Raw genomic sequence first — 21,606 nt, forward strand, 5'->3', positions numbered from 1 at the left:
TGGGGTGTTGGGCTGCGTCGCAGACGCGAACGCCTGCGGGGGAGGGTGAGCGTCTTTAGGGGCGCGAGGAACTGCGCGACCAGCCAGGGGAGCGGGACGGTCCCGCGATCACAGCAAGTGGCAGCCCGGAGGGCTGGACGCGCGGGGCACCGGGACCGGGGCCAAGGCACGGGGGCCTGAGGCCCTCCCGCGGGGCTTCTCCCCGCGAGAGGTGAGCGCTATCATCGGACCTCTCGTGGGAGCGCTCCCACGCACCGCGCTGCCCCGAGTCGTCCACCCCCCACACCCAAGGACGCCCCATGCTTCGCAGACCCCTCGCCGCGCTCGTCGCGGCCTTCTCCCTGATCGGCGGCGCCGTATCCGTCGCCGCGGCGACCGTCGCCGCCACCGGCTCACCGGCCGCGGCAGCGGCCCCCGCCGCGGTGTCGGACACGTACACCTGGAAGAACGCCCAGATCGAGGGCGGCGGCTTTGTGCCGGGCATCATCTTCAACCAGTCCGAGAAGAACCTCGCCTACGCCCGTACCGACATCGGCGGCGCGTACCGGTGGAACGAGTCGACCAAGTCCTGGACCCCGCTGCTGGACTCGGTCGGTTGGACGGACTGGAACCGCAACGGCGTGGTCAGCCTCGCCACCGACGCGCTCGCACCGGACAAGGTGTACGCGGCGGTCGGGATGTACACCAACGACTGGGACCCGAACAACGGCGCCATCATGCGCTCGTCGGACCGCGGCGCGACCTGGCAGTCGACGGCGCTGCCCTTCAAGCTCGGCGGCAACATGCCCGGCCGCGGCATGGGCGAGCGGCTGGCGATCGACCCCAACAAGGACAGCGTCCTCTACTTCGCCGCGCCCAGCGGCAACGGCCTGTGGCGCAGTACGGACTCCGGCGTGACCTGGGCGAAGGTCGCGTCCTTCCCCAACGCGGGCACCTACGTGGCCGACCCCTCGGACAGCACCGGCTACCAGAGCGACAACCAGGGCGACGTGTGGGTGACCTTCGACCCGCGCACCGGTAGCAAGGGCAGCACCACGCAGACGATCTACGTGGGCGTCGCCGACAAGGACAACACCGTCTACCGCTCCACCGACGGCGGCGCCACCTGGTCCCGGATCGCCGGGCAGCCCACCGGCTACATCGCGCACAAGGGCGTCCTGGACAGCGTCAACGGCTACCTCTACCTCGCCACCAGCGACACCGGCGGCCCGTACGACGGCGCCAAGGGCCAGGTGTGGCGGTACGCGACGGCCACCGGCACCTGGACGAACATCAGCCCGATGTCGGACGCGGACACGTACTTCGGCTACAGCGGCCTGAGCGTGGACCGGCAGCACCCCGGCACGCTCATGGTCACCGGCTACAGCTCCTGGTGGGCGGACACCCAGATCTTCCGCTCCACCGACAACGGCGCCACCTGGACCCGGGCCTGGGACACCCCCAGCTACCCGACCCGCGCCGACCGCTACACCATGGACATCTCGTCCTCCCCGTGGCTGAGCTGGGGCGGCAACCCCGCGCCGCCCGAGGAGGCCCCCAAGCTCGGGTGGATGACGGAGTCGCTGGAGATCGACCCCTTCAACTCCAACCGCATGTGGTACGGCACCGGCGCCACGATCTACGGCACCGACAACCTCACCAACTGGGACACCGGGACCAAGTTCACCGTCAAGCCCAACGCCAAGGGCCTGGAGGAGACCTCGGTCCAGGACCTCATCAGCCCGCCCACCGGCGCCCCGCTCATCAGCGCCCTCGGTGACCTGGGCGGCTTCCGGCACACCAGCCTCGACACCGTGCCGGCGATGATGTTCACCCAGCCGAACTGGACCACCACGACGAGCCTGGACTACGCCGGCACCAACGCCAACATCATCGCCCGCGTCGGCAACGCCGACACCGGCGCGCACGTCGCCTTCTCCACCGACAACGGCGCCAACTGGTTCGCCGGCACCGACCCCTCCGGCGCCGCGGGCGGCACGATCGCGGCGGCCGCCGACGGCAGCGGCTTCGTGTGGAGCACCGCGGGCGTCGGCGTCCAGCACACCACCGGCTTCGGCAACTCCTGGCAGACCGTCAGCGGCCTGCCCACGGGCGCCGCGATCGGCTCCGACCGGGTCAACCCGAAGAAGTTCTACGGGATCTCCGGCGGCAAGTTCTACGTCAGCACCGACGGCGGCGCGACCTTCACCGCGACCGCGGCCACCGGCCTGCCGACCGAGAGCGCCCACCTGAAGGCGCTGCCCGGCACCGAGGGCGACGTCTGGGTCGTCGGCGGCGCGGGCAGCACGTACGGCCTGTGGCACTCGACGAACTCCGGGGCGTCCTTCACCAAGCTGTCGAACGTCACCGAGGCCGACACGATCGGCTTCGGCAAGGCCGCCCCCGGCGCGTCCTACCAGGCGCTCTACACCAGCGCGAAGATCGGCGGGGTGCGCGGCATCTTCCGCTCCACCGACGCCGGCGCGAACTGGGTGCGCATCAACGACAACGCCCACCAGTGGGGCGTGACCAACACCGCGATCACCGGCGACCCGCGGGTCTACGGGCGCGTCTACATCGCGACCAACGGGCGCGGGATCATCTACGGCGACACGTCGGACACCTCGGGCGGGGGTACGACCCCGCCCACGACACCTCCGACCACCGGGCAGACCACCCCGCCCACCACGCCGCCGACGACCCCGCCGACGACACCTCCGACGACTCCGCCCACCACACCTCCGACCAGCGCGCCCGCGGGCTCGTGCACGGTGGCCTACGCCGTCACCAACCAGTGGCCCGGCGGCTTCCAGGCGTCGGCCACGGTGACCAACACCGGCAGCACGGCCGTCGACCCGTGGAAGCTGGCGTGGTCCTTCACGGCAGGCGAGACGATCTCGTCGCTGTGGAGCGGTGACTACACCCAGAGCGGCGCGGCCGTGACGGTGACCGCGCCCAGCTGGGGCACGTCGATCCCGGCCGGCGGCAACACCGTGGTCGGCTTCACCGGCGTCGCCCCCGGCACCCCCGCGGTGCCGGCCTCCTTCACCCTCAACGGCAAGGCCTGCACCAAGGTCTAGCGCGAGCACGCCGGACCCGCGCGGCTGCCGGCGCGCGGGCCCGGCGACGGGGGGCGGCGGGTGGGACCGGGGCAGCACGCCGGTCCCACCCGCGGCTTCGGGCACCGGCCCGGGTAACGTCTGTGCGGTAGGCGATGGAGCTGCACGGAGGGCTGGGTCGAGTGGGAGACATCGAGCGCGTCGGAGTGGTCGGCGCGGGCCAGATGGGGTCCGGTATCGCCGAGGTGTGCGCGAAGGCCGGGCTGGACGTCCGGGTCGCGGAGACCACGGGTGAGGCCCTGGAGCTGGGACGGGCCCGGCTCACCGGCTCCCTCGGCAAGGCGGCGGAGCGCGGCAAGATCACCGCGGAGCAGCGGGACGAGGCGCTCGGCCGGCTGACCTTCACCACCGACCTCGGCGAGTTCGCCGACCGCGACCTGGTGATCGAGGCCGTGGTGGAGGACGAGCGGGTCAAGACCGACATCTTCAAGGTGCTGGACCAGGTGGTGCAGCGCGAGGACGCGATCCTGGCGTCCAACACCTCGTCGATCCCGCTGGTCCGGCTCGCGGTGGCGACCTCCCGTCCGGACCGGGTGCTCGGCATCCACTTCTTCAACCCCGCGCCCGTCCAGGCCCTGGTCGAGCTGATCCCGGCGCTCACCACCGGCAGCGACACCCTCAAGCGCGCCGAGGACCTCGTCACGACCGTCCTCGGCAAGCACGCGATCCGCGCCCAGGACCGCTCCGGCTTCGTCGTCAACGCGCTCCTGGTGCCGTACCTGCTGTCGGCCATCCGGATGTACGAGTCGGGCATCGCGACCCGCGAGGACATCGACAACGGCATGGAGTTGGGCTGCGCCCACCCGATGGGCCCGCTGCGGCTGTCCGACCTCATCGGCCTCGACACCGTCGCCGCGATCGCCGACTCGATGTACGCCGAGTACAAGGAGCCGCTGTACGCGGCCCCGCCGCTGCTCCAGCGGATGGTCGACGCGGGGCGGCTGGGCCGCAAGTCCGGCGCGGGCTTCTACCCGTACGGCTGAGCCGCGCCCGGCGGCAGGGGCCCGGCCGCGGGCTCCCCGGTCAGCCGGGGGGCTTGCCGTCGCTGTGGTTCTCGTAGGCGCTGACGACCGCTTCGGTGGGGCCGTCCATGAGCAGCTCGCCCCGCTCGATCCACAGGGTGCGCGTGCAGGTGTCGCGGATGGCGGCGTTGCTGTGGCTCACCAGGAAGACGGTGCCGGCCTCCTTGCGCAGTTCGCGGATGCGCTGCTCGGAGCGCAGCTGGAATTGCCGGTCGCCGGTGGCCAGCGCCTCGTCGATCATCAGGACGTCGTGCCGCTTGGCCGCGGCGATGGAGAAGCGCAGCCGGGCGGACATGCCGGAGGAGTACGTGCGCATCGGCAGCGACACGAAGTCGTCGGAGTCGTTGATGCCGGAGAAGTCGACGATGCCCTGGTAGCGGGCGCGGATCTCCTCCGGGCTCATGCCCATCGCCAGGCCGCCGAGGATGACGTTCTTCTCGCCGGTCAGGTCGTTCATCAGGGCGGCGTTGACGCCGAGCAGCGAGGGCTGGCCGTCGGTGTAGACCCGGCCGCGGTCCGCCGGGAGGAGCCCGGCGATGGCCTTGAGCAGCGTGGACTTGCCCGAGCCGTTGGAGCCGATGATGCCGATGGCCTCGCCGCGGTAGGCGGTGAAGGTGACGCCCTTGACGGCGTGCACGGTCTGCACGGCGGGCGAGCTGCGGCGCAGCAGGATGCGGCGCAGCGCGGCGGTGGCGCTGCCGCGGCTGGCGTCGGCGCCGTAGATGCGGTAGACGACGTGCAGGCCGTCGACGACCACCGTCGGGCGCCCGGGGGGCGCTTCCGGCGCCGGCCGGGTCTGCGGCTGCGGCTGCGTCTGCGTCTGCGGCCGGGTCTGGAGCTGCGGTTCGGGCGGGGCCCCGCCGTCGGCGCCGCTCGCGGGCTGCTCGGTCACGCCCGTACTCCTTCGGACGACGTCATCGACCTCGTCCACCCTCCCGCGGCCGGGCCGCCGCGGCAGCCCCGGGCAGCCGGGCGGGTGACGGTCCGCGTGCTGTCCGGGGTGAATGCAAGGATGCCCCCCATGCGCCACGACCTCGAACGTATCGCACTGATATCGGACGTCCACGGCAATCTGACCGCGCTCGAAGCCGTCCTCGACGACATCGACGCCCGCGGCATCACCCGGATCCTCAACCTCGGCGACTACGTGGGCAAAGGCCCCCGGGGACGGGAGGTCGTCGACCTCTGCCGCGCGCGCTGCGCGGTGAACATCCTCGGCAACTGGGACGACTTCCTGCCCGACCCGGGTCGGGAGGAGGACAGCGAGGCCCTGCGCTGGTGGCTCGGCCAGCTCTCGGCCGGCCAGGGGGAGTGGCTGCGCGGCCTGCCCTTCAGCCACGACCTGCTGGTCAGCGGCCGCCGGATGCGGCTCTTCCACGCCTCCGCCACCTCGGTGCACCGGCGGGTCCGGTTCGACCACGACGAGGAGGAGTTTCGCGGGATGTTCGCCAACACCCCCGCGACCGGGGACGGCCCGCCCCCCACCGTCGTCGGCTACGGCGACACGCACGACGCGTACTACGAGGTCGACCGGGAGCGGTACACCCTGTTCAACACCGGCAGCGTCGGCAACAGCCTCGGCGACCCCACCCCCGTCTACGTCGTCGTCGAGGGAGTGCCCGGCTCGGCCGAGCAGGCGCCCTTCTCGCTCCAGTTCGTCCGCGTCCCCTACGACGTCGAGGCGGAGCTGGCGGTGGCCCGCGCGGTGGGCATGCCGGAGTACGACGGCTACGCGACGGAGCTGCGGCACGGCGTCTACCGCGGGGACCTCGCGGCCGGCGGCGGCAGCCCGCGCTACCACCGCCGGCCGCGGTAGCCCCGGCTACGACACAGGCCCCCGGCAGCCCCGGCTACGACGCCGACAACGCCGTACCGCGTGCCACCGCCGGACGCGGGGAGCCGTCGCGCAGCAGCACCAGGACGGCGACGTCGTCCGCGCAGCGGCCCCCCGCGTGCCGGACCACCGCGTCCCGCAGCAGCTCGGCGACCTCCGTGCCGCGCACCCGGCGGGCGGCCATCGCGTTGAGGGTGTCGGGCAGCGGGAAGTAGCGCCCGGCGGCGTCCCGGGTGTCCGTCACGCCGTCGGTGTGCAGCAGCAGGCCCTCGCCCGGCTCCAGTCGCCCCGTACCGACCGGCACCCGGGTGCGCGGCGCGTCGAACAGCCCGAGCGGCGGCAGCGGGTCACCCAGCGGCAGCGGCCCGGTGCGCGGACCGAGGAGGTACGGGGCGGGGTGGCCGCAGTTGACCACCAGCAGCGTGCCGTCGTCGTCGATCTGCACCAGCTGGAGCGTCGCGAACTCCTCCGCGGCGTCCGAGACCTCGCCGCGGGCCGCCTCCGCGGCGACGCGTTCCAGCAGGTGGCGGCGCAGCGCCCCGTCGAGGCGGCGCACCACGCCCGCCGGGTCAGGCTCCTGGTGCGCGGCCTCCCGGAAGCAGCCCAGCAGCGCCGCGGCCAGCCCGATCGCGGGCAGACCGTGCCCGCGGGCGTCACCGATCAGGGCGCGCACGCCGAAGGGGGTGGCCACGGCCTCGTAGAAGTCGCCGCCGATCCGGGCGTCCAGGCTCGCCGACACGTACTCGCCGGTGACCGTCACATCGCCCAGGCGGCGCGGCAGCGCGGGCAGCAGCACCTGCTGCGCCGCGGCGGCGATCTCCCGGGCGCGGTCCAGCTCGGCGCCGAGGGCGGATCGGCGGCCCGCCGCCCACATCCCGGCGGCCAGCACGGTCAGCACCGCGCCCGCCGTCCCCGCGGCCGGGCCGGGCCCGCTGACCTGGTCGGTCGCGATGTCGGCGCCCATCGCGGCGAGCGCGAGTCCGCCGCTGCCCAGCACCGCGAGCCGGCGGGCGCCGGCCGCGGCCGTCAGCGCCGGGGCCGCGGCCAGGGCCGGGAGCACGTCGGAGCCGTCCGGCAGCTGCCAGGCCAGCAGGCCCAGCGCCGCGGTCCACCCTGCGGGGAGCAGGGCCCAGTGTGCGCGGGTCAGACCGCGCGAGGTTCGCTTGTGGCTCATCCAGCCGGCTCCCCCTTGCAGCGCTGGGACGTCGCCCTGATTCTGGCCCCTCCGCAGGCCGCCACGCCCGCATCACGCGTGCTGTTCCCCCATTTGAGCGACCCGGCCCCTTCCGCCGGTTGGCGGGTCCCCCGCCCCGCGGGCCGGCCCTTCCGCCACCACGAGGGGCAGGTGGGAGCGGGGATTCGGGAGGGGGAGAAGGGGGCAGGGATGGACCGGGCTCGGGCCCGACCATGATCCTGCGTCAGGAGGCAGCAATGGGTTCGCTCTCACGGAGATCGCTCACCGCCGGAGCGGCGGGCGTCGCGGCGGCGGCGATGGTGCCGGGCTCGGCCGCGGCGGCGAGCGGCGCGGTACGTGGGACCGCACCGGCGGGAGCGCCGCGCACCCCGCACAGGGAGCTGCGGGGGATGTGGATCGCGACCGTCGCGAACACCGACTGGCCCTCCGCCCCGGGCCTCGCGCCCGAGCAGCAGCGGCAGGAGCTGCTCGACCTCCTCGACCTGGCCGTCGAACGCCGGCTGAACGCCGTGATGTTCCAGGTCCGCCCGACTGCCGACGCCTTCTGGCCCTCCCCGTACGAGCCCTGGTCGGAGTACCTGACGGGCACCCAGGGCCGCGACCCCGGCTGGGACCCGCTCGGCACCGCCGTCCGCGAGGCGCACCGCCGCGGGCTGGAGCTGCACGCCTGGTTCAACCCCTACCGGATCGCGAACAGCGACGACCCGTCCCGGCTCGCCCCCACCCACCCCGCGCGGCTCAACCCGCAGTGGGCGGTGCCGTACGGCGGCAAGCTCTACTACAACCCCGGCCTGCCGGAGGTCCGCCGCTTCGTGCAGGACGCGATGCTCGACGCCGTCCGCCGCTACCCGGTGGACGCGGTGCACTGGGACGACTACTTCTACCCCTACCCGGTCGCCGGCCAGGTCTTCGACGACGACGCCGCCTACGCCGCGTACGGCGCCGGCTTCCCCGACCGCGACGCCTGGCGCCGCCACAACACCGACCTGCTGGTCCTGGAGACCGCCGCCCGCATCAAGGCGATCCGCCCCGGCACGCAGTTCGGCATCAGCCCCTTCGGCGTGTGGCGCAACGCCGCGAACGACCCCCTCGGCTCGGCCACGACGGCGGGCGTCCAGACCTACGACGACCTCCACGCCGACACCCGCGCCTGGGTCAAGCGCGGCTGGATCGACTACATCGTCCCCCAGGTCTACTGGAACATCGGCTTCACCGCGGCCGACTACGCCGTCCTCGTCCCCTGGTGGTCCGACGTCGTCCGCGGCACCCGCACCCGCCTCTACATCGGCGAGGCCCTCTACAAGGTCGGCGACCCGGCCCAACCGGCGCAGTGGCAGGACCCGGCGGAGCTGTCCCGGCACCTCACCTTCGACGCCGGATACCCCGAGGTGCGCGGCAACGTCTTCTTCTCCGCCACCCAGGTCGCCGCCGACCCGCTGGGTGCGATGAGCCGGGTGGTCGCCGACCACTACACCTGCCGGGTCAGGACGCCCGCCCGTACGTGACGGACCCGGCGGCGCGGGGGACGTGCGCGGGGTCGCCGCGACTTTCGCGCACGCGCGCCGCCGCGCGCTTGTACCGTTGACGCGTCGTCGTGGGGGGAGTGGGCGTGGAGATCGAACTGGCCGACGCGGTGGCCGAGTTGCGGGACGAGCTGACCAGGGCTGTCGCGCGCGGGGCCGGGCAGGACATCACCTTCCAGGTGGGGCCGATCGAGCTGGAGTTCACCGTGGAGCTGCGCGCCGACACCAGGGCGCGGGCGGGGTTCAAGGCCTGGGTCGTCTCCGGCGACGCGGAGGTGGGCGCCGGGAGGGCGCGTACGCACCGGGTCAGCCTGACGCTGCATCCGCAGGGGCGTGACGGACGGCCCCTGCCCATCAGCGGCGGGCGGGACATGCCCGCCGCGTCGGACGCGTTCCCCGACCGCATCCCCGACTGACGCGCCCGGGTCGGGACCCGCCGGCCCAGGCCCTACGCTGGGGGGATCATGCACCGATTCACCACCCCGTGGGGCGACCTCGACCTGACGCGCCACCCCGCGGACCCCCGCGACCAGTTGCGGGCCTGGGACGCCGCCGACGACTACCTGTTGCGGTACCTCGCCGAGGAGGGGCCCGCCCGCGGCCCCGGCAGCACCACCGTGGTGCTCGCCGACCACTGGGGGGCGCTGGCCACCGCGCTCGCGGTCGCGCCCGGCGCGGACGAGCTGGTGCAGATCTCCGACTCCTTCCTCGGCCAGCAGGCCACCCGCGCGAACCTGCGGCGGGCGGGCGCCGACGGGCGGGTGCGGCTGCTCACCACCCGGGAGGCGCCGCCCGCGCGGATCGACCTGCTGCTGGTGCGCGTACCGAAGAGCCTGGGCCTGCTGGAGGACCAGCTGCACGCCCTCGCGCCCGCCGTGCACGCCGGCACGGTCGTGGCAGGCGCGGGCATGGTCACCGAGATCCACACCTCGACGCTCGCCCTCTTCGAGAAGATCCTCGGCCCGACCCGCACCTCGCTCGCCGTCCGCAAGGCCCGGCTCGTCCACTGCGCGCCCGACCCCGCCCTGCCGCGCACCCCCAGCCCGTGGCCGCTGCGCTACCCGCTGCCGGACGGCATCGGCCCGATGTCCGGGGCCACGGTCACCAACCACGCCGGCGTCTTCTGCGCCGACCGCCTCGACGTCGGCACCCGCCTGCTGCTCGCCCACCTCCCGCGGCGCACGGGCCCGGACCGGGTCATCGACCTCGGCTGCGGCAACGGCGTGCTCGGCACCGCGGCGGCGGTCGCCAACCCGGAGTCCGACGTGCTGTTCACCGACGAGTCCCACCAGGCGGTCGCCTCCGCCGAGGAGACCTTCCGCGCCGCGGCGGACCCGGCCACCCGCGCGGAGTTCGTCGTCGCGGACGCGGCCTCCGGCGTGCCCGCGGGCAGCGCCGACCTCGTCCTGAACAACCCGCCCTTCCACTCCCACCGCGCGACCACCGACGCCACGGCCCGCCGTATGTTCGCCACCGCCCGCGCGGCGCTGCGACCCGGCGGCGAGCTGTGGGTCGTCGCCAACCGCCACCTCGCCCACCACACCCGGCTGCGCCGCCTGTTCGGCAACTGCGACGTGATGTCCTCCGACCCCAAGTTCGTCGTCCTGCGCGCGACCCGCCGCTGACGCGGACGCGGCCGGACGTCAGCGGGACATGACGAAGTCCAGCGCGTAGCCCTGGGCCGTCGTCCAGTACGTGACGCGGGCGCCCTCGTCGAAGGAGGCGACCGCCGGGAGGACGACGGAGATCGGCCCGCCCACGGTGCTGCCGGGCTTCTCGCCCTGGAGGCGCAGCGTGATGCCCTTCGTCTCGTAGGTGTCCGTCCGGGCGCCGTTGACGAGCAGGGCCGCGTAGACGTCGTCGCCGGGGGAGAGGACGGCGGGATCCCCGGGGGCGCTGTCCTCGAACACCCCGACCGGCGACTTGGAGTAGGCGCCCAGCCGCACCTGGGGGTAGCCGTGGACGGTACAGGTCCGGTCGCCGGTGTTGGTGAGGACGAGGAGCAGGTGCCGGGGGTCGTGGCCCTGGCCGTCCTCGTTCGTCGCCGAGGGCGTGAGGTCGTCCTGGCCGCAGTCGGGCGCCCGCTCGCCGTCACCGTCGTCGTCGGTGTCGTCGGTGTTCCCGTCGGGCGCGGTGGAGGCCGCCGTGCCGGGGCCGGACGGCCGCGAGGACGTCGCGGTGCCCGACCGGTCCGACGCCCGGGCGGCGTCCTTCGCGTCCGCCCCGTCCGACCGGCACCCCCCGGCGGTGAGCACCGCGGCCACCGCCGCGCCCGCGAGTACACGGGACATCGTGCGGTTCCTGCGGGCAGGTGCGTGCATGGCTCTTCCCCCGGTGGTACGCAGTACGCGGCGCTCTCGTCGTTCGCTGTTCGCTGGCAAGCCGAGTATGCGATATGCCTCGGACACAACTCGCCTCCCCCCGTGATCTGTTACCGACCGCGTACAGGGAACGTCCGCCTCCGCGAAAACCTGAGTACGGGACGCACCCGTACCTGAGTACGCGGGACGGTGTGCCGGGGCCGCCGGCCCCGTGGAATGGACGTATGACCACGACCCAGCGTTCCCCGAAGCCCTCCGCGGCGGCCCCGGACGAGGGCCGCCTCCGTGTCTGGTCCAGCGTGTGCGCCGGCCTCTTCCTGCCCCTGTCGCTGGGCGTCTTCCTGCTGACGATGAGCAGCGACAGCGCGTCCGACTGCGCACTGAACGGCGAGCAGTGCCACCCGGCCCCGCCCTGGCCGCTCTTCGGCTGGGGCGCCACCGTGGCCGCCACCGCCTGGCTCGTCACCCTCATGGCCGCGACCGTCCGGGGCCGCCGGTGTGCGCTGGCCGTCCAGCTCCTCGCGGAGTTCGCGGCGCTGATGGTGGTCCTCGCCCACGGCTGAGCCCGCCCGGGGGCGGGCCTGCCCCGGTGCCTCGCGCGCGCGGGGGGCCTCGCAAAGATCTTTGCATAAAAGTGCGGATCGCCGTATAGTCATGCCATCGACGAGGAGGGTTCGATGGCATTGCGCGCGGCGGTTGCCGGAGCGAGCGGGTATGCGGGCGGTGAGGTGCTGCGGCTGCTGGTCGGGCACCCGGAGGTCGAGATCGGGGCGCTGACCGGGAATTCCAACGCCGGACAGCGACTCGGCGGGCTCCAGCCGCATCTGCTGCCGCTCGCGGACCGGGTGCTGGAGGCGACCTCCGCGGAGGTGCTCGCCGGGCACGACGTGGTCTTCCTCGCGCTGCCGCACGGGCAGTCCGCGGCCGTGGCCGAGCAGCTGGGGGAGGACGTCCTCGTCGTCGACATGGGCGCCGACTTCCGGCTGGAGAACGCCGCCGACTGGGAGCGCTTCTACGGCTCGCCGCACGCCGGGACATGGCCCTACGGGCTGCCCGAGCTGCCGGGCGCGCGGGCCGCGCTCGCCGGGAGCCGGCGGATCGCGGTGCCGGGCTGCTACCCGACCGCGGTGTCGCTCGCGCTCGTCCCCGCGTACGCCGCGGCGCTCGCCGAGCCGGAGGCCGTGATCGTCGCCGCGTCCGGCACCTCGGGCGCGGGCAAGGCGGCCAAGCCGCACCTGCTGGGCTCCGAGGTCATGGGCTCGATGACCCCGTACGGCGTCGGCGGCGGCCACCGGCACACCCCGGAGATGATCCAGAACCTCAGCGCGGCCGCCGGCACCCGGGTCGGGGTGTCCTTCACGCCCACCCTCGCGCCGATGCCCCGCGGCATCCTTGCCACCTGCACCGCCAAGGCCGCCCCCGGCGTCACGGCCGCGGACGTGCGCGCCGCGTACGAGAAGGCGTACGGCGACGAGCCGTTCGTGCACCTGCTGCCCGAGGGCCGGTGGCCCGCGACCGCCTCCGTGTACGGCTCCAACGCCGTCCAGCTCCAGGTGGCCTTCGACGAGGCGGAGCGCCGGATCATCGCGATCAGCGCCATCGACAACCTGACCAAGGGCACCGCCGGCGGCGCGGTGCAGAGCATGAACATCGCCCTCGGACTGCCCGAGACGACCGGGCTGACCACGATCGGAGTCGCGCCATGAGCGTCACCGCTGCGAAGGGATTCCGGGCGGCGGGCATCGCCGCCGGGATCAAGGAGAACGGCAACCCCGACCTCGCCCTGGTGGTGAACGACGGGCCGGGCCGCGCCGCGGCGGGTGTCTTCACCTCCAACCGGGTGAAGGCCGCGCCCGTGCTGTGGTCGGAGCAGGTGCTCAAGGGCGGCGCGGTCACCGCGGTCGTGCTCAACTCCGGCGGCGCCAACGCCTGCACGGGCCCCAAGGGCTTCCAGGACACCCACGCCACCGCCGAGAAGGCGGCCGAGGCGCTCGGGCACAGCGCCGGGGAGGTCGCGGTGGCCTCCACCGGGCTCATCGGCCTGCTGCTCCCGATGGACAGGCTGCTGCCCGGCGTGGAGCGCGCGGCCGGCGAGCTGTCGGAGCACGGCGGCGAGAAGGCGGCCATCGCCATCAAGACCACCGACACCGTGCACAAGACCGCGGTGGCGACGAGCCCCGCCGGGTGGACGGTCGGCGGCATGGCCAAGGGCGCGGGCATGCTCGCCCCGGGCCTGGCGACCATGCTGGTGGTGCTCACCACCGACGCCGCCGTGGACGCCCCCGCGCTCGACAAGGCGCTGCGCGAGGCCACCCGGGTCACCTTCGACCGGGCCGACTCCGACGGCTGCATGTCCACCAACGACACCGTGCTGCTGCTGTCGTCCGGCGCCTCCGGCGTCACCCCGGACCTGCCGGAATTCGCCGAGGCCGTACGCACGGTGTGCGCGGACCTGGCCCGCCAGCTCATCGGCGACGCCGAGGGCGCGAGCAAGGACATCAGGATCGACGTCGTGAACGCCGCGACCGAGGACGAGGCGGTCGACGTCGGCCGCCAGATCGCCCGCAGCAACCTGCTCAAGTGCGCCATCCACGGCGAGGACCCCAACTGGGGCCGGGTGCTGTCCGCGATCGGCACCACCTCCGCGACCTTCGACCCCGACGAGCTGAACGTCGCCATCAACGGCGTGTGGGTGTGCCGCAAGGGCCAGGTCGGCGACGACCGCGAGCTGGTCGACATGCGCTTCCGGGAGGTCGTCATCACCGCCGACCTCGCCGCAGGCGACGCCTCCGCCGCGATCTGGACCAACGACCTGACCGCCGACTACGTCCACGAGAACAGCGCCTACAGCTCATGACGACGACTCCCAGCACCCGCAAGCACGCCGCCCTGCCCAAGGCCCAGGTCCTGGTCGAGGCGCTGCCCTGGCTGACCCGGCACAACGGCCGGGTCGTGGTGATCAAGTTCGGCGGCAACGCCATGGTCGACGACGACCTCAAGGCCGCCTTCGCGCAGGACGTCGTGTTCCTGCGGCAGGCCGGCCTCAAGCCTGTCGTCGTGCACGGCGGCGGCCCGCAGATCAGCGCCGCGCTCGACCGGCACGGCCTGGTCAGCGAATTCCGCGCGGGCCTGCGGGTCACCACGCCCGAGGCCATGGACGTGGTCCGGATGGTGCTGGCCGGGCAGGTGCAGCGCGAACTGGTCGGGCTGCTCAACTGGCACGGACCGCTCGCGGTCGGCCTGACCGGCGAGGACGCCCACACCATCACCGCGGTCAAGCACCAGCCGGTGATCGACGGCGAGGCGGTCGACATCGGCCGGGTCGGCGAGATCACCGCGATCGACACCGGCGCGATCGACGCGCTGCTGGCCGACGGCCGTATCCCGGTCGTCTCCTCGATCGCCCGCTCCGCCGACGACGGCCATGTCTACAACGTCAACGCCGACACCGCCGCCGCCGCGCTCGCGGCCGCGCTGGGCGCCGAGACGCTGATGGTCCTCACCGACGTCGAGGGCCTGTACGAGGACTGGCCGAACAGCGACGAGGTGATCAGCCGGCTCACCGCGAGCGAGCTGGAGAAGCTGCTGCCGGACCTGTCCAGCGGCATGGTCCCGAAGATGCAGGGCTGCCTGCACGCGGTGCGGGGCGGGGTGCACACCGCGCGCGTCATCGACGGCCGCGTCCAGCACTCGATCCTGCTGGAGATCTTCACCGACGAGGGCATCGGCACCATGGTCGTCCCCGACGAACCCCCGGCGCCGGTCCAGCGCGCCACCGAGTACGTACCCGAGCAGACGACCGCAAGCGCAGAAGGGGGAGCACGGTGACCGCCACCGACACCGCCGTGACCACGACCACGACCGGCAACGAGGCCCTCACCGCCCGCTGGCAGGGCGCGCTCATGGACAACTACGGCACCCCGCGGCTGCCGCTGACCGGAGGCAGCGGCGCCCGGCTGTGGGACGCCGACGGCAAGGTCTACCTGGACTTCCTCGGCGGCATCGCCGTCAACTCGCTCGGCACCGCGCACCCCGCGGTCGTCGAGGCGGTCACCCGGCAGATCGGCGTGCTCGGCCACGTCTCCAACCTCTTCGTCGCCGAGCCCCCGGTCGCCCTCGCCGAGCGGCTGCTGCGGATCTTCGGGCGGCCCGGCCGGGTCTACTTCGCCAACTCCGGCGCCGAGGCCAACGAGGCGGCCTTCAAGCTGGGCCGGCTCACCGGCCGGACGAAGATGGTCGCCACCGAGGGCGCCTTCCACGGCCGGACCATGGGCTCGCTCGCGCTGACCGGCCAGCCGAAGAAGCGGGAGGCCTTCGAGCCGCTGCCCGGCGACGTCGTGCACGTCCCGTTCGGCGACGCCGACGCGCTGCGGGCCGTGGTGGACACCGACACCGCGCTGGTGATCGTCGAGCCGATCCAGGGCGAGAACGGCGTCGTGGTGCCGCCCGCCGGCTACCTGCGCGAGGTGCGGGAGATCACCGCCGCGACCGGCACGCTGTTCGTGCTGGACGAGGTGCAGACCGGGATCGGCCGGACCGGGCACTGGGCGCAGTGCCTGGCCCAGGGCGTGCAGCCGGACGTGGTGACGCTCGCCAAGGGCCTCGGCGCCGGGCTGCCGATCGGCGCCACCCTCGCCTTCGGCCCCGCGGCCGACCTCTTCACCCCGGGCGCCCACGGCTCCACCTTCGGCGGCAACCCGGTCTCCTGCGCGGCCGCGCTCGCGGTGCTGGACACCATCGAGAACGACGGGCTGCTGGACAGCGTCGCGCGGCAGGGCGAGAAGCTGCGCGAGGGCATCGCGGCACTCGGCCATCCGCTGGTCGATCATGTGCGCGGTGCGGGCCTGCTGATCGGTATCGTGCTCACCGAGCCCGTGTCCGCCCAGATCCAGCAGGCGGCTCAGGACGCCGGTTTCCTGGTCAACGCCGCCGTGCCGGGCACGGTGCGGCTCGCGCCGCCGCTGATCGTCGGCGACGCCGAGACGGACGCGCTGCTCCAGGCGCTCCCCGGCATCCTGGACCGGGCGCACGCGGCGATCCAGCAGGGCAGGCAGTGACCGGACGGAGAATGACCCGACGATGAGCGAGGCGCAGCAGCACGGCGGCACCCACTCGGTGCCGCAGACCCGCACGGCCCGGCACCGCAGGATCGTGGACATCCTGGGCCGGCAGCCGGTGCGGTCCCAGAGCCAGCTCGCCAAGCTGCTCGCCGACGACGGGCTGAGCGTCACCCAGGCGACGCTCAGCCGCGACCTGGACGAGCTGGGCGCGGTCAAGATCCGCACCAACGACGGCGAGCTGATCTACGCCGTCCCCTCCGAGGGCGGCTTCCGCACCCCGCAGGCGCCGCTCGGGGAGTCCGTCAAGGAGGAGCGGATGCGCCGGCTGGCCGGCGAGCTGCTCATCTCCGCGGAGGCGTCGGCCAACCTGGTGGTGGTGCGGACCCCGCCGGGCGCCGCGCAGTTCCTCGCGTCGGCGATCGACACCGCCGAGGTCTACGACATCCTCGGCACCATCGCGGGCGACGACACGGTCGTCCTCATCAGCCGGGACCCCGCCGGCGGCCAGAAGCTCGCCGACCACCTGCTGCGGCTGGCCCAGGGCGAGGTCTGAGCCCGCGGCGCGGGGCCCCGGGCCCGGCAGCTTTGACTATGCATACGGTGGAGTGCATACTTATGCCAATGAGCGTATGCACCGTCGAGAGGGAGCTGGCACTGTGAGCGCCGAACAGCAGGGCGGCAAGCTGTGGGGAGGGCGGTTCGCCGACGGGCCGTCCGCCGCGCTGGAGAGGCTGTCGGCCTCGATCCACTTCGACATGCGGCTCGCGCCGTACGACATCGCGGGCTCGCGCGCGCACGCCCGGGTCCTCTACCGCGCCGAACTGCTCAGCGCGGACGAGCTGGACCGTATGATCGCCGGGCTCGACCGGCTGGAGAGCGACGTCGCCGCAGGCGACTTCACCGCGACCATCGCCGACGAGGACGTGCACACCGCGCTGGAGCGCGGCCTGATGGAGCGCGTCGGCCCGGAGCTGGGCGGCAAGCTGCGGGCCGGCCGGTCCCGCAACGACCAGATCGCCACCCTCTTCCGGATGTACCTGCGCGACCACGCCCGGACGCTCGGCGGCCTGCTCGCCGAGCTCCAGGACGCGCTGGTGGGCCTGGCCGAGGCGCACCCCGACGCCGTCATGCCCGGCCGCACCCACCTCCAGCACGCCCAGCCGGTGCTCTTCGCCCACCATGTGCTCGCGCACGCCCAGGCGCTGTCCCGGGACGCCGAGCGGCTGCGGCAGTGGGACACCCGCACCGCCGTCTCCCCGTACGGCGCGGGCGCGCTCGCCGGCTCCTCGCTCGGCCTGGACCCCGAGGCGGTCGCCCGCGACCTGGGCTTCGAGGGCGGCTCGGCCGGCAACTCCATCGACGGCACCGCCGCGCGCGACTTCGCCGCGGAGTTCGCCTTCGTCACCGCCATGATCGGCGTGGACCTCTCCCGGATCGCCGAGGAGGTGATCCTGTGGAACACCAAGGAGTTCTCCTTCGTGACGCTGCACGACGCCTTCTCCACCGGCTCGTCGATCATGCCGCAGAAGAAGAACCCCGACATCGCCGAGCTGGCGCGCGGCAAGTCCGGCCGGCTGATCGGCAACCTGACCGGTCTGATGGCCACCCTCAAGGCGCTGCCGCTGGCCTACAACCGGGATCTCCAGGAGGACAAGGAGCCGGTCTTCGACTCCGTCGACCAGCTGGAGATGCTGCTCCCGGCCTTCACCGGGATGATGGCCACGCTCACCGTGCACACCGACCGGATGGCCGAGCTGGCCCCCGCGGGCTTCTCGCTCGCGACCGACATCGCCGAGTGGCTGGTACGGCAGGGCGTGCCCTTCCGGGTCGCGCACGAGGTCGCGGGCGAGTGCGTCAAGGTCTGCGAGGCCGAGGGCATCGAGCTGCACGAGCTGAGCGACGAGCAGTTCGCGAAGATCTCCCCGCACCTGGCGCCCGAGGTCCGCGAGGTGCTCGACGTCCGCGGCGCGCTCGCGGCCCGCAGCGCCCGCGGCGGCACCGCCCCCAGCGCGGTCGCGGTGCAGCTCGCCGAGGTCAAGGCCGACCTGGCCGCCCAGCACGCATGGGCGCGGGCCAAGCAGTAGCCGGCGGCACGGCACGAGGCCGGGCGGCCCCCCGCGGGGGGCCGCCCGGCCTCGTACGCGTGCGGTGTGCGGCCCGGCTCAGGCGGCCTTCGCCTTGGTCGCGTACATGTCCACGTACTCCTGGCCGCCGAGGCGCATGACCTCGCTCATCACCTCGTCGGTGACGGCCCGCAGGACGTAGCGGTCGCGGTCCATGCCGTCGTAGCGGGCGAATTCCAGCGGTTGGCCGAAGCGGATGGCGACCGGGGCGATACGCAGCATGCCGGAACCGCCGGGCTGCACCTTGTCGGTGCCGACCACCGCGAACGGCACGACCGGCGCGCCGGTCATGAGCGTGAGCCGGGCGACACCGGTGCGGCCGCGGTAGAGGCGGCCGTCGGGGGAGCGGGTGCCCTCGGGGTAGATGCCGAAGATCCGGCCCTCCTCCAGCACCCGGCGGCCGGTCATCAGCGCCGCGACACCGCCGCGCCCGCCGTCCCGGTCCACCGGGATCATGCCGCACGTGGTGAAGAACCACGCCATCAGCCGGCCCTTGACGCCCTTTCCGGTGACGTACTCGTCCTTGCCGATGAAGTACACCTGCCGCTTGACCGCCAGCGACAGGAAGATCGAGTCGATGAAGGTCACATGGTTGCCCGCCAGGATCACCGGTCCGTCGCCCGGGATGTTCTGCGCGCCCTCGACGACCGGGCGGTAGAGGACCCGCAAGAGCAGTCCGAGAATCATCTTGAGCACACTGCGGGACACCGTGTTCCTCCGCTTCGCACCGTCGGCCGGCCGGTCCCTACCGGTCCGTATGTACACCAGGACGATACTTGCGCCCCCGGGTCCACCGCACGTCGGGTTCACGCGAAAGGCATCCACTGTTGACGCGTGTTACGGATGTGTTCCGCACGGCGTCGGCCGTACGCAAGCTCCCCGCGGCACGATGCGCGCATGACGGATGACCAGCACACAACGGGCCCCGGCAGGCGCGCCCTGCTGTCCGCGGCGGCGCTCGGCGCCGGCGGCGCGGTGATCGGCACGGCGACCTCGGCCGCGGCGCAGTCCGGGCCCGCGCAGAGCGGCGGCAGGGGGCACGGCGCCCCGCAGCTGCCGGTGCCGACCATCGTGGGCCACCGCGGCAGCGCGGGCTACCGGCCCGAGCACACCTTCGGATCCTACGAGTACGCGCTCGCGATCGGCGCGGACGTCGTCGAGCAGGACGTCGTCCCCACCCGCGACGGGCACCTGGTGTGCCGCCACGAGCCCGAGATCGGCGGCACCACCGACGTCGCCGACCACAAGGAGTTCGCGAGCCGCAGGACCACCAAGACCATCGACGGCACCGCCACCACCGGCTGGTTCACCGAGGACTTCACGCTCGCCGAGCTCAAGCGGCTGCGCGCGGTCGAGCGGCTGCCCGCGGTGCGGCCGCACAACACCATCTACAACGGCCGCTGGGACATCCCCACCTTCGCCGAGGTCCTGGAGTGGGCCGAGAAGGAGGGCAGGAAGCGCGGCAGGCCGGTGTGGCTGCACACCGAGACCAAGCACCCCACCTACTTCCGCGGCATCGGCCTGCCGCTGGAGGAGCGGCTGGTCACGCAGCTCAGGCAGTACGGCAGGCACCGCGCGGACGCCCCGCAGTTCCTCCAGTCCTTCGAGGCGCAGAGCCTCCAGCGGCTGGGGCGGCTCGGCGCCGAGGCGGCGAAGATCTTCCTGCTCAACGGCCTGACCTCGCAGCCCTGGGACTTCGTCGTCGCCGGCGACAAGCGCACGGTGGCCGACCTCGTCACCCCCGCGGGCCTGAAGTGGATCGCGGGCTTCGCGCAGGGCATCGGCCCGACCACCGACGTCGTCATCCCGCGCGACGCCGCAGGCAGGCTGCTGCGGCCCACCACCGTGGTGCGCGACGCCCACCGGGCCGGACTGGTGCTGCACCCCTTCACCGCGCGCAACGAGAACCAGTTCCTGCCCGCGGACTTCCAGGTCGGCACCGACCCGAACGCGTACGGCGACCCCATCGCGGCCTTCAGGACCTGGTTCGCGACCGGCATCGACGGCCTGTTCACCGACAACGCCGACACCGCGGTGCTCGCCCGCGCGGACTACCTGTCCTCCTGACCGGCCCGCGGGCCACTCCATGAGGTGAAGCCGGCCGTGCCGGGCGCCCCGGTCGGGCGCGCGGCACGGCCGAGCGGATATGCACGGGGCATGACCCCCACCGCGGGCCTGCCCGCTCGCTACCGCACGCTGCTGGCCGCGGAGGCCGCCGCGTACGCACCGGCCGGTGCCGCCGACGCCGAGGACCTCGAACAGGACGTGTGGCTGCGGCTGCTGGAGACCCGCCGCGCCCCCGCCGAACCCGCCGGGTGGCTCGCCGCGCAGGTGCGGGCCGCGGCGCTCGCGGCGGAGGCGCCGGGCGCCTGCGAGGGCCCGTACGCCGACCGCGCGGCGGGGCCGCCGCCGCGCGCCGGGCACGGGCGGCACGGTGTCGAGGACCGGGCCGAGGCCGCGGTCGCGCTGCGCGCGGTGCTGGCCGCCGTACCCGGGCTGCCGGGCGACTGCCCGCGGCTGCTGGCCGTGCTGACGTCCGGCTCCGATCCCACATACCGGGAAATCTCCCGGGAGTTGGGAATCTCACAGGGGAGCGTGGGGCCGCTGCGCTCGCGCTGCCTGGCGTGCCTGCGTTCGATCCTGAATTCGAGGGTTGGATCCCCGGTGGGAAGGGGTAATGCACGGTAAACAGCCGGCGGCAGTGGGCACCCTTTGCACGCCCGGAGGAGTCTGGAGCGGGCAGTGGTAAGTCACTGACCGGCAGGGATGTTTGTGCGATCATCGGCGCCACGGAGACGGCACCGACCGCGCCGACTCCGTTCAGGCACACGTCCCGGGCGCACACCTCACCCTCAGACTGCCCGGACGGATTTCGAAGGGGAGGCCTGCGCGCATGGGCATGAGCGTGACCATCTCTACGGCGGAAGCAAGCGACGCCGAAAAGATCCTGAAACTCCAGTACCTCTGCTACCAGAGCGAAGCCGAGATCTACGGCGACTACACCATCGAACCTCTCACCCAGACCCTGGACGAGCTGCGGGCCGAACTGGCCGAGGGCTGCGTCCTGGTGGCCCGCCTCGGCCCCGAGGTCGTCGGTTCCGTGCGGGGAACCGTCGACGGGGACGGGACGGCCGTGATCGGCAAGCTGATCGTGCATCCGCGGCTCCAGCGGCACGGCCTCGGCGGGCGGCTGCTGTCCGCCCTGGAGGACCGTCTCGCGGCCGAGCGGGAGGCCAAGGTCTACCAGCTCTCCACCGGCCACCGCAGCGAGGTCAATCTGCGGATGTACCGCAAGCTCGGGTATTCCCAGGTGGGCGTAGCCCGCCCGGTCACCCGGCGGCTGAGCATGGTGACCCTCGAAAAGCCCGCGGAGCAGGCGCCCTTCGCTGCCTCCGCCTGACCCGTACCGCCCGGGTGCGGCGCCAACGGC

Annotated in this window: 20 protein-coding genes; 16 read left to right on the forward strand and 4 right to left on the reverse strand. The window is 73.4% G+C overall.

Annotated features, from left to right (window positions below; translation table 11 throughout):
- Window positions 1–299 precede the first annotated feature (299 nt).
- Together ACH4SL_RS24995 and ACH4SL_RS25000 are read left to right on the forward strand one after the other, a co-directional pair.
- Window positions 300–3,059 carry a cellulose binding domain-containing protein gene (locus tag ACH4SL_RS24995; RefSeq protein WP_398449236.1) on the forward strand — a complete coding sequence of 920 codons (2,760 nt, stop codon included), beginning with the start codon at window positions 300–302 and terminating at the stop codon, window positions 3,057–3,059.
- Between the two features lie 161 nt (window positions 3,060–3,220).
- The gene (locus ACH4SL_RS25000; protein WP_398449238.1) at window positions 3,221–4,081 is read left to right on the forward strand and encodes a 3-hydroxybutyryl-CoA dehydrogenase; all 861 of its coding nucleotides are present in this window, start codon (window positions 3,221–3,223) and stop codon (window positions 4,079–4,081) included.
- Window positions 4,082–4,121: 40 nt separating this feature from the next.
- On the opposite strand, the gene ACH4SL_RS25005 is transcribed toward ACH4SL_RS25000, so the two are convergent.
- Entirely contained in the window at window positions 4,122–4,877 is a 756-nt protein-coding gene (locus ACH4SL_RS25005) for an ABC transporter ATP-binding protein (protein ID WP_398449637.1), read from the reverse strand.
- A gap of 264 nt (window positions 4,878–5,141) precedes the next feature.
- Here ACH4SL_RS25005 and ACH4SL_RS25010 point away from each other — a divergent pair, with 264 nt between their 5' ends.
- Window positions 5,142–5,936 carry a metallophosphoesterase family protein gene (locus ACH4SL_RS25010; RefSeq protein WP_398449240.1) on the forward strand — a complete coding sequence of 265 codons (795 nt, stop codon included), beginning with the start codon at window positions 5,142–5,144 and terminating at the stop codon, window positions 5,934–5,936.
- Between the two features lie 34 nt (window positions 5,937–5,970).
- On the opposite strand, the gene ACH4SL_RS25015 is transcribed toward ACH4SL_RS25010, so the two are convergent.
- Window positions 5,971–7,128, reverse strand: a complete 1,158-nt coding sequence (locus ACH4SL_RS25015) for a PP2C family protein-serine/threonine phosphatase (RefSeq protein ID WP_398449241.1) — start codon at window positions 7,126–7,128, stop codon at window positions 5,971–5,973.
- A gap of 257 nt (window positions 7,129–7,385) precedes the next feature.
- Here ACH4SL_RS25015 and ACH4SL_RS25020 point away from each other — a divergent pair, with 257 nt between their 5' ends.
- The 3 genes from ACH4SL_RS25020 (at window position 7,386) to ACH4SL_RS25030 (ending at window position 10,297) form a co-directional block, all read left to right on the forward strand.
- Window positions 7,386–8,654, forward strand: a complete 1,269-nt coding sequence (locus ACH4SL_RS25020) for a glycoside hydrolase family 10 protein (protein WP_398449242.1) — start codon at window positions 7,386–7,388, stop codon at window positions 8,652–8,654.
- Between the two features lie 104 nt (window positions 8,655–8,758).
- On the forward strand, window positions 8,759–9,088 hold the full coding sequence (locus ACH4SL_RS25025; protein ID WP_398449244.1) for a trypco2 family protein: 330 nt from the start codon (window positions 8,759–8,761) through the stop codon (window positions 9,086–9,088).
- 48 nt (window positions 9,089–9,136) lie between these two features.
- Window positions 9,137–10,297 (forward strand): methyltransferase, encoded by a 1,161-nt coding sequence (locus ACH4SL_RS25030; protein ID WP_398449246.1) that lies wholly within the window; start codon window positions 9,137–9,139, stop codon window positions 10,295–10,297.
- 18 nt (window positions 10,298–10,315) lie between these two features.
- Here the strand turns inward: ACH4SL_RS25030 and ACH4SL_RS25035 are convergent, their stop codons facing one another.
- A complete protein-coding gene (locus ACH4SL_RS25035) occupies window positions 10,316–10,963 on the reverse strand; it encodes a DUF4232 domain-containing protein (protein WP_398449248.1) in 648 nt (215 codons plus the stop codon).
- A 254-nt stretch (window positions 10,964–11,217) separates the two neighbouring features.
- Between ACH4SL_RS25035 and ACH4SL_RS25040 the strand changes: the two genes are divergently transcribed.
- The 7 genes from ACH4SL_RS25040 to argH all read left to right on the forward strand — a co-directional run bounded on the left by ACH4SL_RS25040 (window position 11,218) and on the right by argH (window position 18,137).
- A complete protein-coding gene (locus ACH4SL_RS25040; RefSeq protein ID WP_398449250.1) occupies window positions 11,218–11,556 on the forward strand; it encodes a hypothetical protein in 339 nt (112 codons plus the stop codon).
- A gap of 114 nt (window positions 11,557–11,670) precedes the next feature.
- Window positions 11,671–12,699, forward strand: coding sequence for an N-acetyl-gamma-glutamyl-phosphate reductase (gene argC, locus ACH4SL_RS25045; RefSeq protein WP_398449252.1), 1,029 nt, complete (start codon window positions 11,671–11,673; stop codon window positions 12,697–12,699).
- On the forward strand, window positions 12,696–13,850 hold the full coding sequence (argJ, locus tag ACH4SL_RS25050; protein ID WP_398449254.1) for a bifunctional glutamate N-acetyltransferase/amino-acid acetyltransferase ArgJ: 1,155 nt from the start codon (window positions 12,696–12,698) through the stop codon (window positions 13,848–13,850). Before argC ends, argJ begins: the two co-directional genes overlap by 4 nt.
- Window positions 13,847–14,821, forward strand: a complete 975-nt coding sequence (gene argB / locus ACH4SL_RS25055) for an acetylglutamate kinase (RefSeq protein ID WP_398449256.1) — start codon at window positions 13,847–13,849, stop codon at window positions 14,819–14,821. Before argJ ends, argB begins: the two co-directional genes overlap by 4 nt.
- Window positions 14,818–16,050: an acetylornithine transaminase gene (locus tag ACH4SL_RS25060; RefSeq protein WP_398449258.1), complete on the forward strand. Its 1,233-nt coding sequence runs from the start codon at window positions 14,818–14,820 to the stop codon at window positions 16,048–16,050. The genes argB and ACH4SL_RS25060 overlap by 4 nt, the downstream gene beginning before the upstream one ends.
- A gap of 22 nt (window positions 16,051–16,072) precedes the next feature.
- A complete protein-coding gene (locus ACH4SL_RS25065) occupies window positions 16,073–16,606 on the forward strand; it encodes an arginine repressor (RefSeq protein WP_398449260.1) in 534 nt (177 codons plus the stop codon).
- Between the two features lie 103 nt (window positions 16,607–16,709).
- The gene (gene argH, locus ACH4SL_RS25070) at window positions 16,710–18,137 is read left to right on the forward strand and encodes an argininosuccinate lyase (protein ID WP_398449262.1); all 1,428 of its coding nucleotides are present in this window, start codon (window positions 16,710–16,712) and stop codon (window positions 18,135–18,137) included.
- A gap of 78 nt (window positions 18,138–18,215) precedes the next feature.
- On the opposite strand, the gene ACH4SL_RS25075 is transcribed toward argH, so the two are convergent.
- Window positions 18,216–18,884, reverse strand: coding sequence for a lysophospholipid acyltransferase family protein (locus ACH4SL_RS25075; RefSeq protein ID WP_398449264.1), 669 nt, complete (start codon window positions 18,882–18,884; stop codon window positions 18,216–18,218).
- A gap of 189 nt (window positions 18,885–19,073) precedes the next feature.
- On the opposite strand from ACH4SL_RS25075, the gene ACH4SL_RS25080 reads away from it, so the two are divergent.
- The 3 genes from ACH4SL_RS25080 (at window position 19,074) to ACH4SL_RS25090 (ending at window position 21,576) form a co-directional block, all read left to right on the forward strand.
- Window positions 19,074–20,243 carry a glycerophosphodiester phosphodiesterase gene (locus tag ACH4SL_RS25080; protein WP_398449266.1) on the forward strand — a complete coding sequence of 390 codons (1,170 nt, stop codon included), beginning with the start codon at window positions 19,074–19,076 and terminating at the stop codon, window positions 20,241–20,243.
- Between the two features lie 90 nt (window positions 20,244–20,333).
- On the forward strand, window positions 20,334–20,864 hold the full coding sequence (locus tag ACH4SL_RS25085; RefSeq protein ID WP_398449268.1) for a sigma-70 family RNA polymerase sigma factor: 531 nt from the start codon (window positions 20,334–20,336) through the stop codon (window positions 20,862–20,864).
- A gap of 205 nt (window positions 20,865–21,069) precedes the next feature.
- Window positions 21,070–21,576, forward strand: a complete 507-nt coding sequence (locus tag ACH4SL_RS25090) for a GNAT family N-acetyltransferase (protein WP_398449270.1) — start codon at window positions 21,070–21,072, stop codon at window positions 21,574–21,576.
- Window positions 21,577–21,606 lie beyond the last annotated feature (30 nt).

It is taken from the genome of Streptomyces sp. NPDC021020, assembly GCF_044333285.1.
Classification (GTDB): Bacteria; Actinomycetota; Actinomycetes; order Streptomycetales; family Streptomycetaceae; genus Actinacidiphila.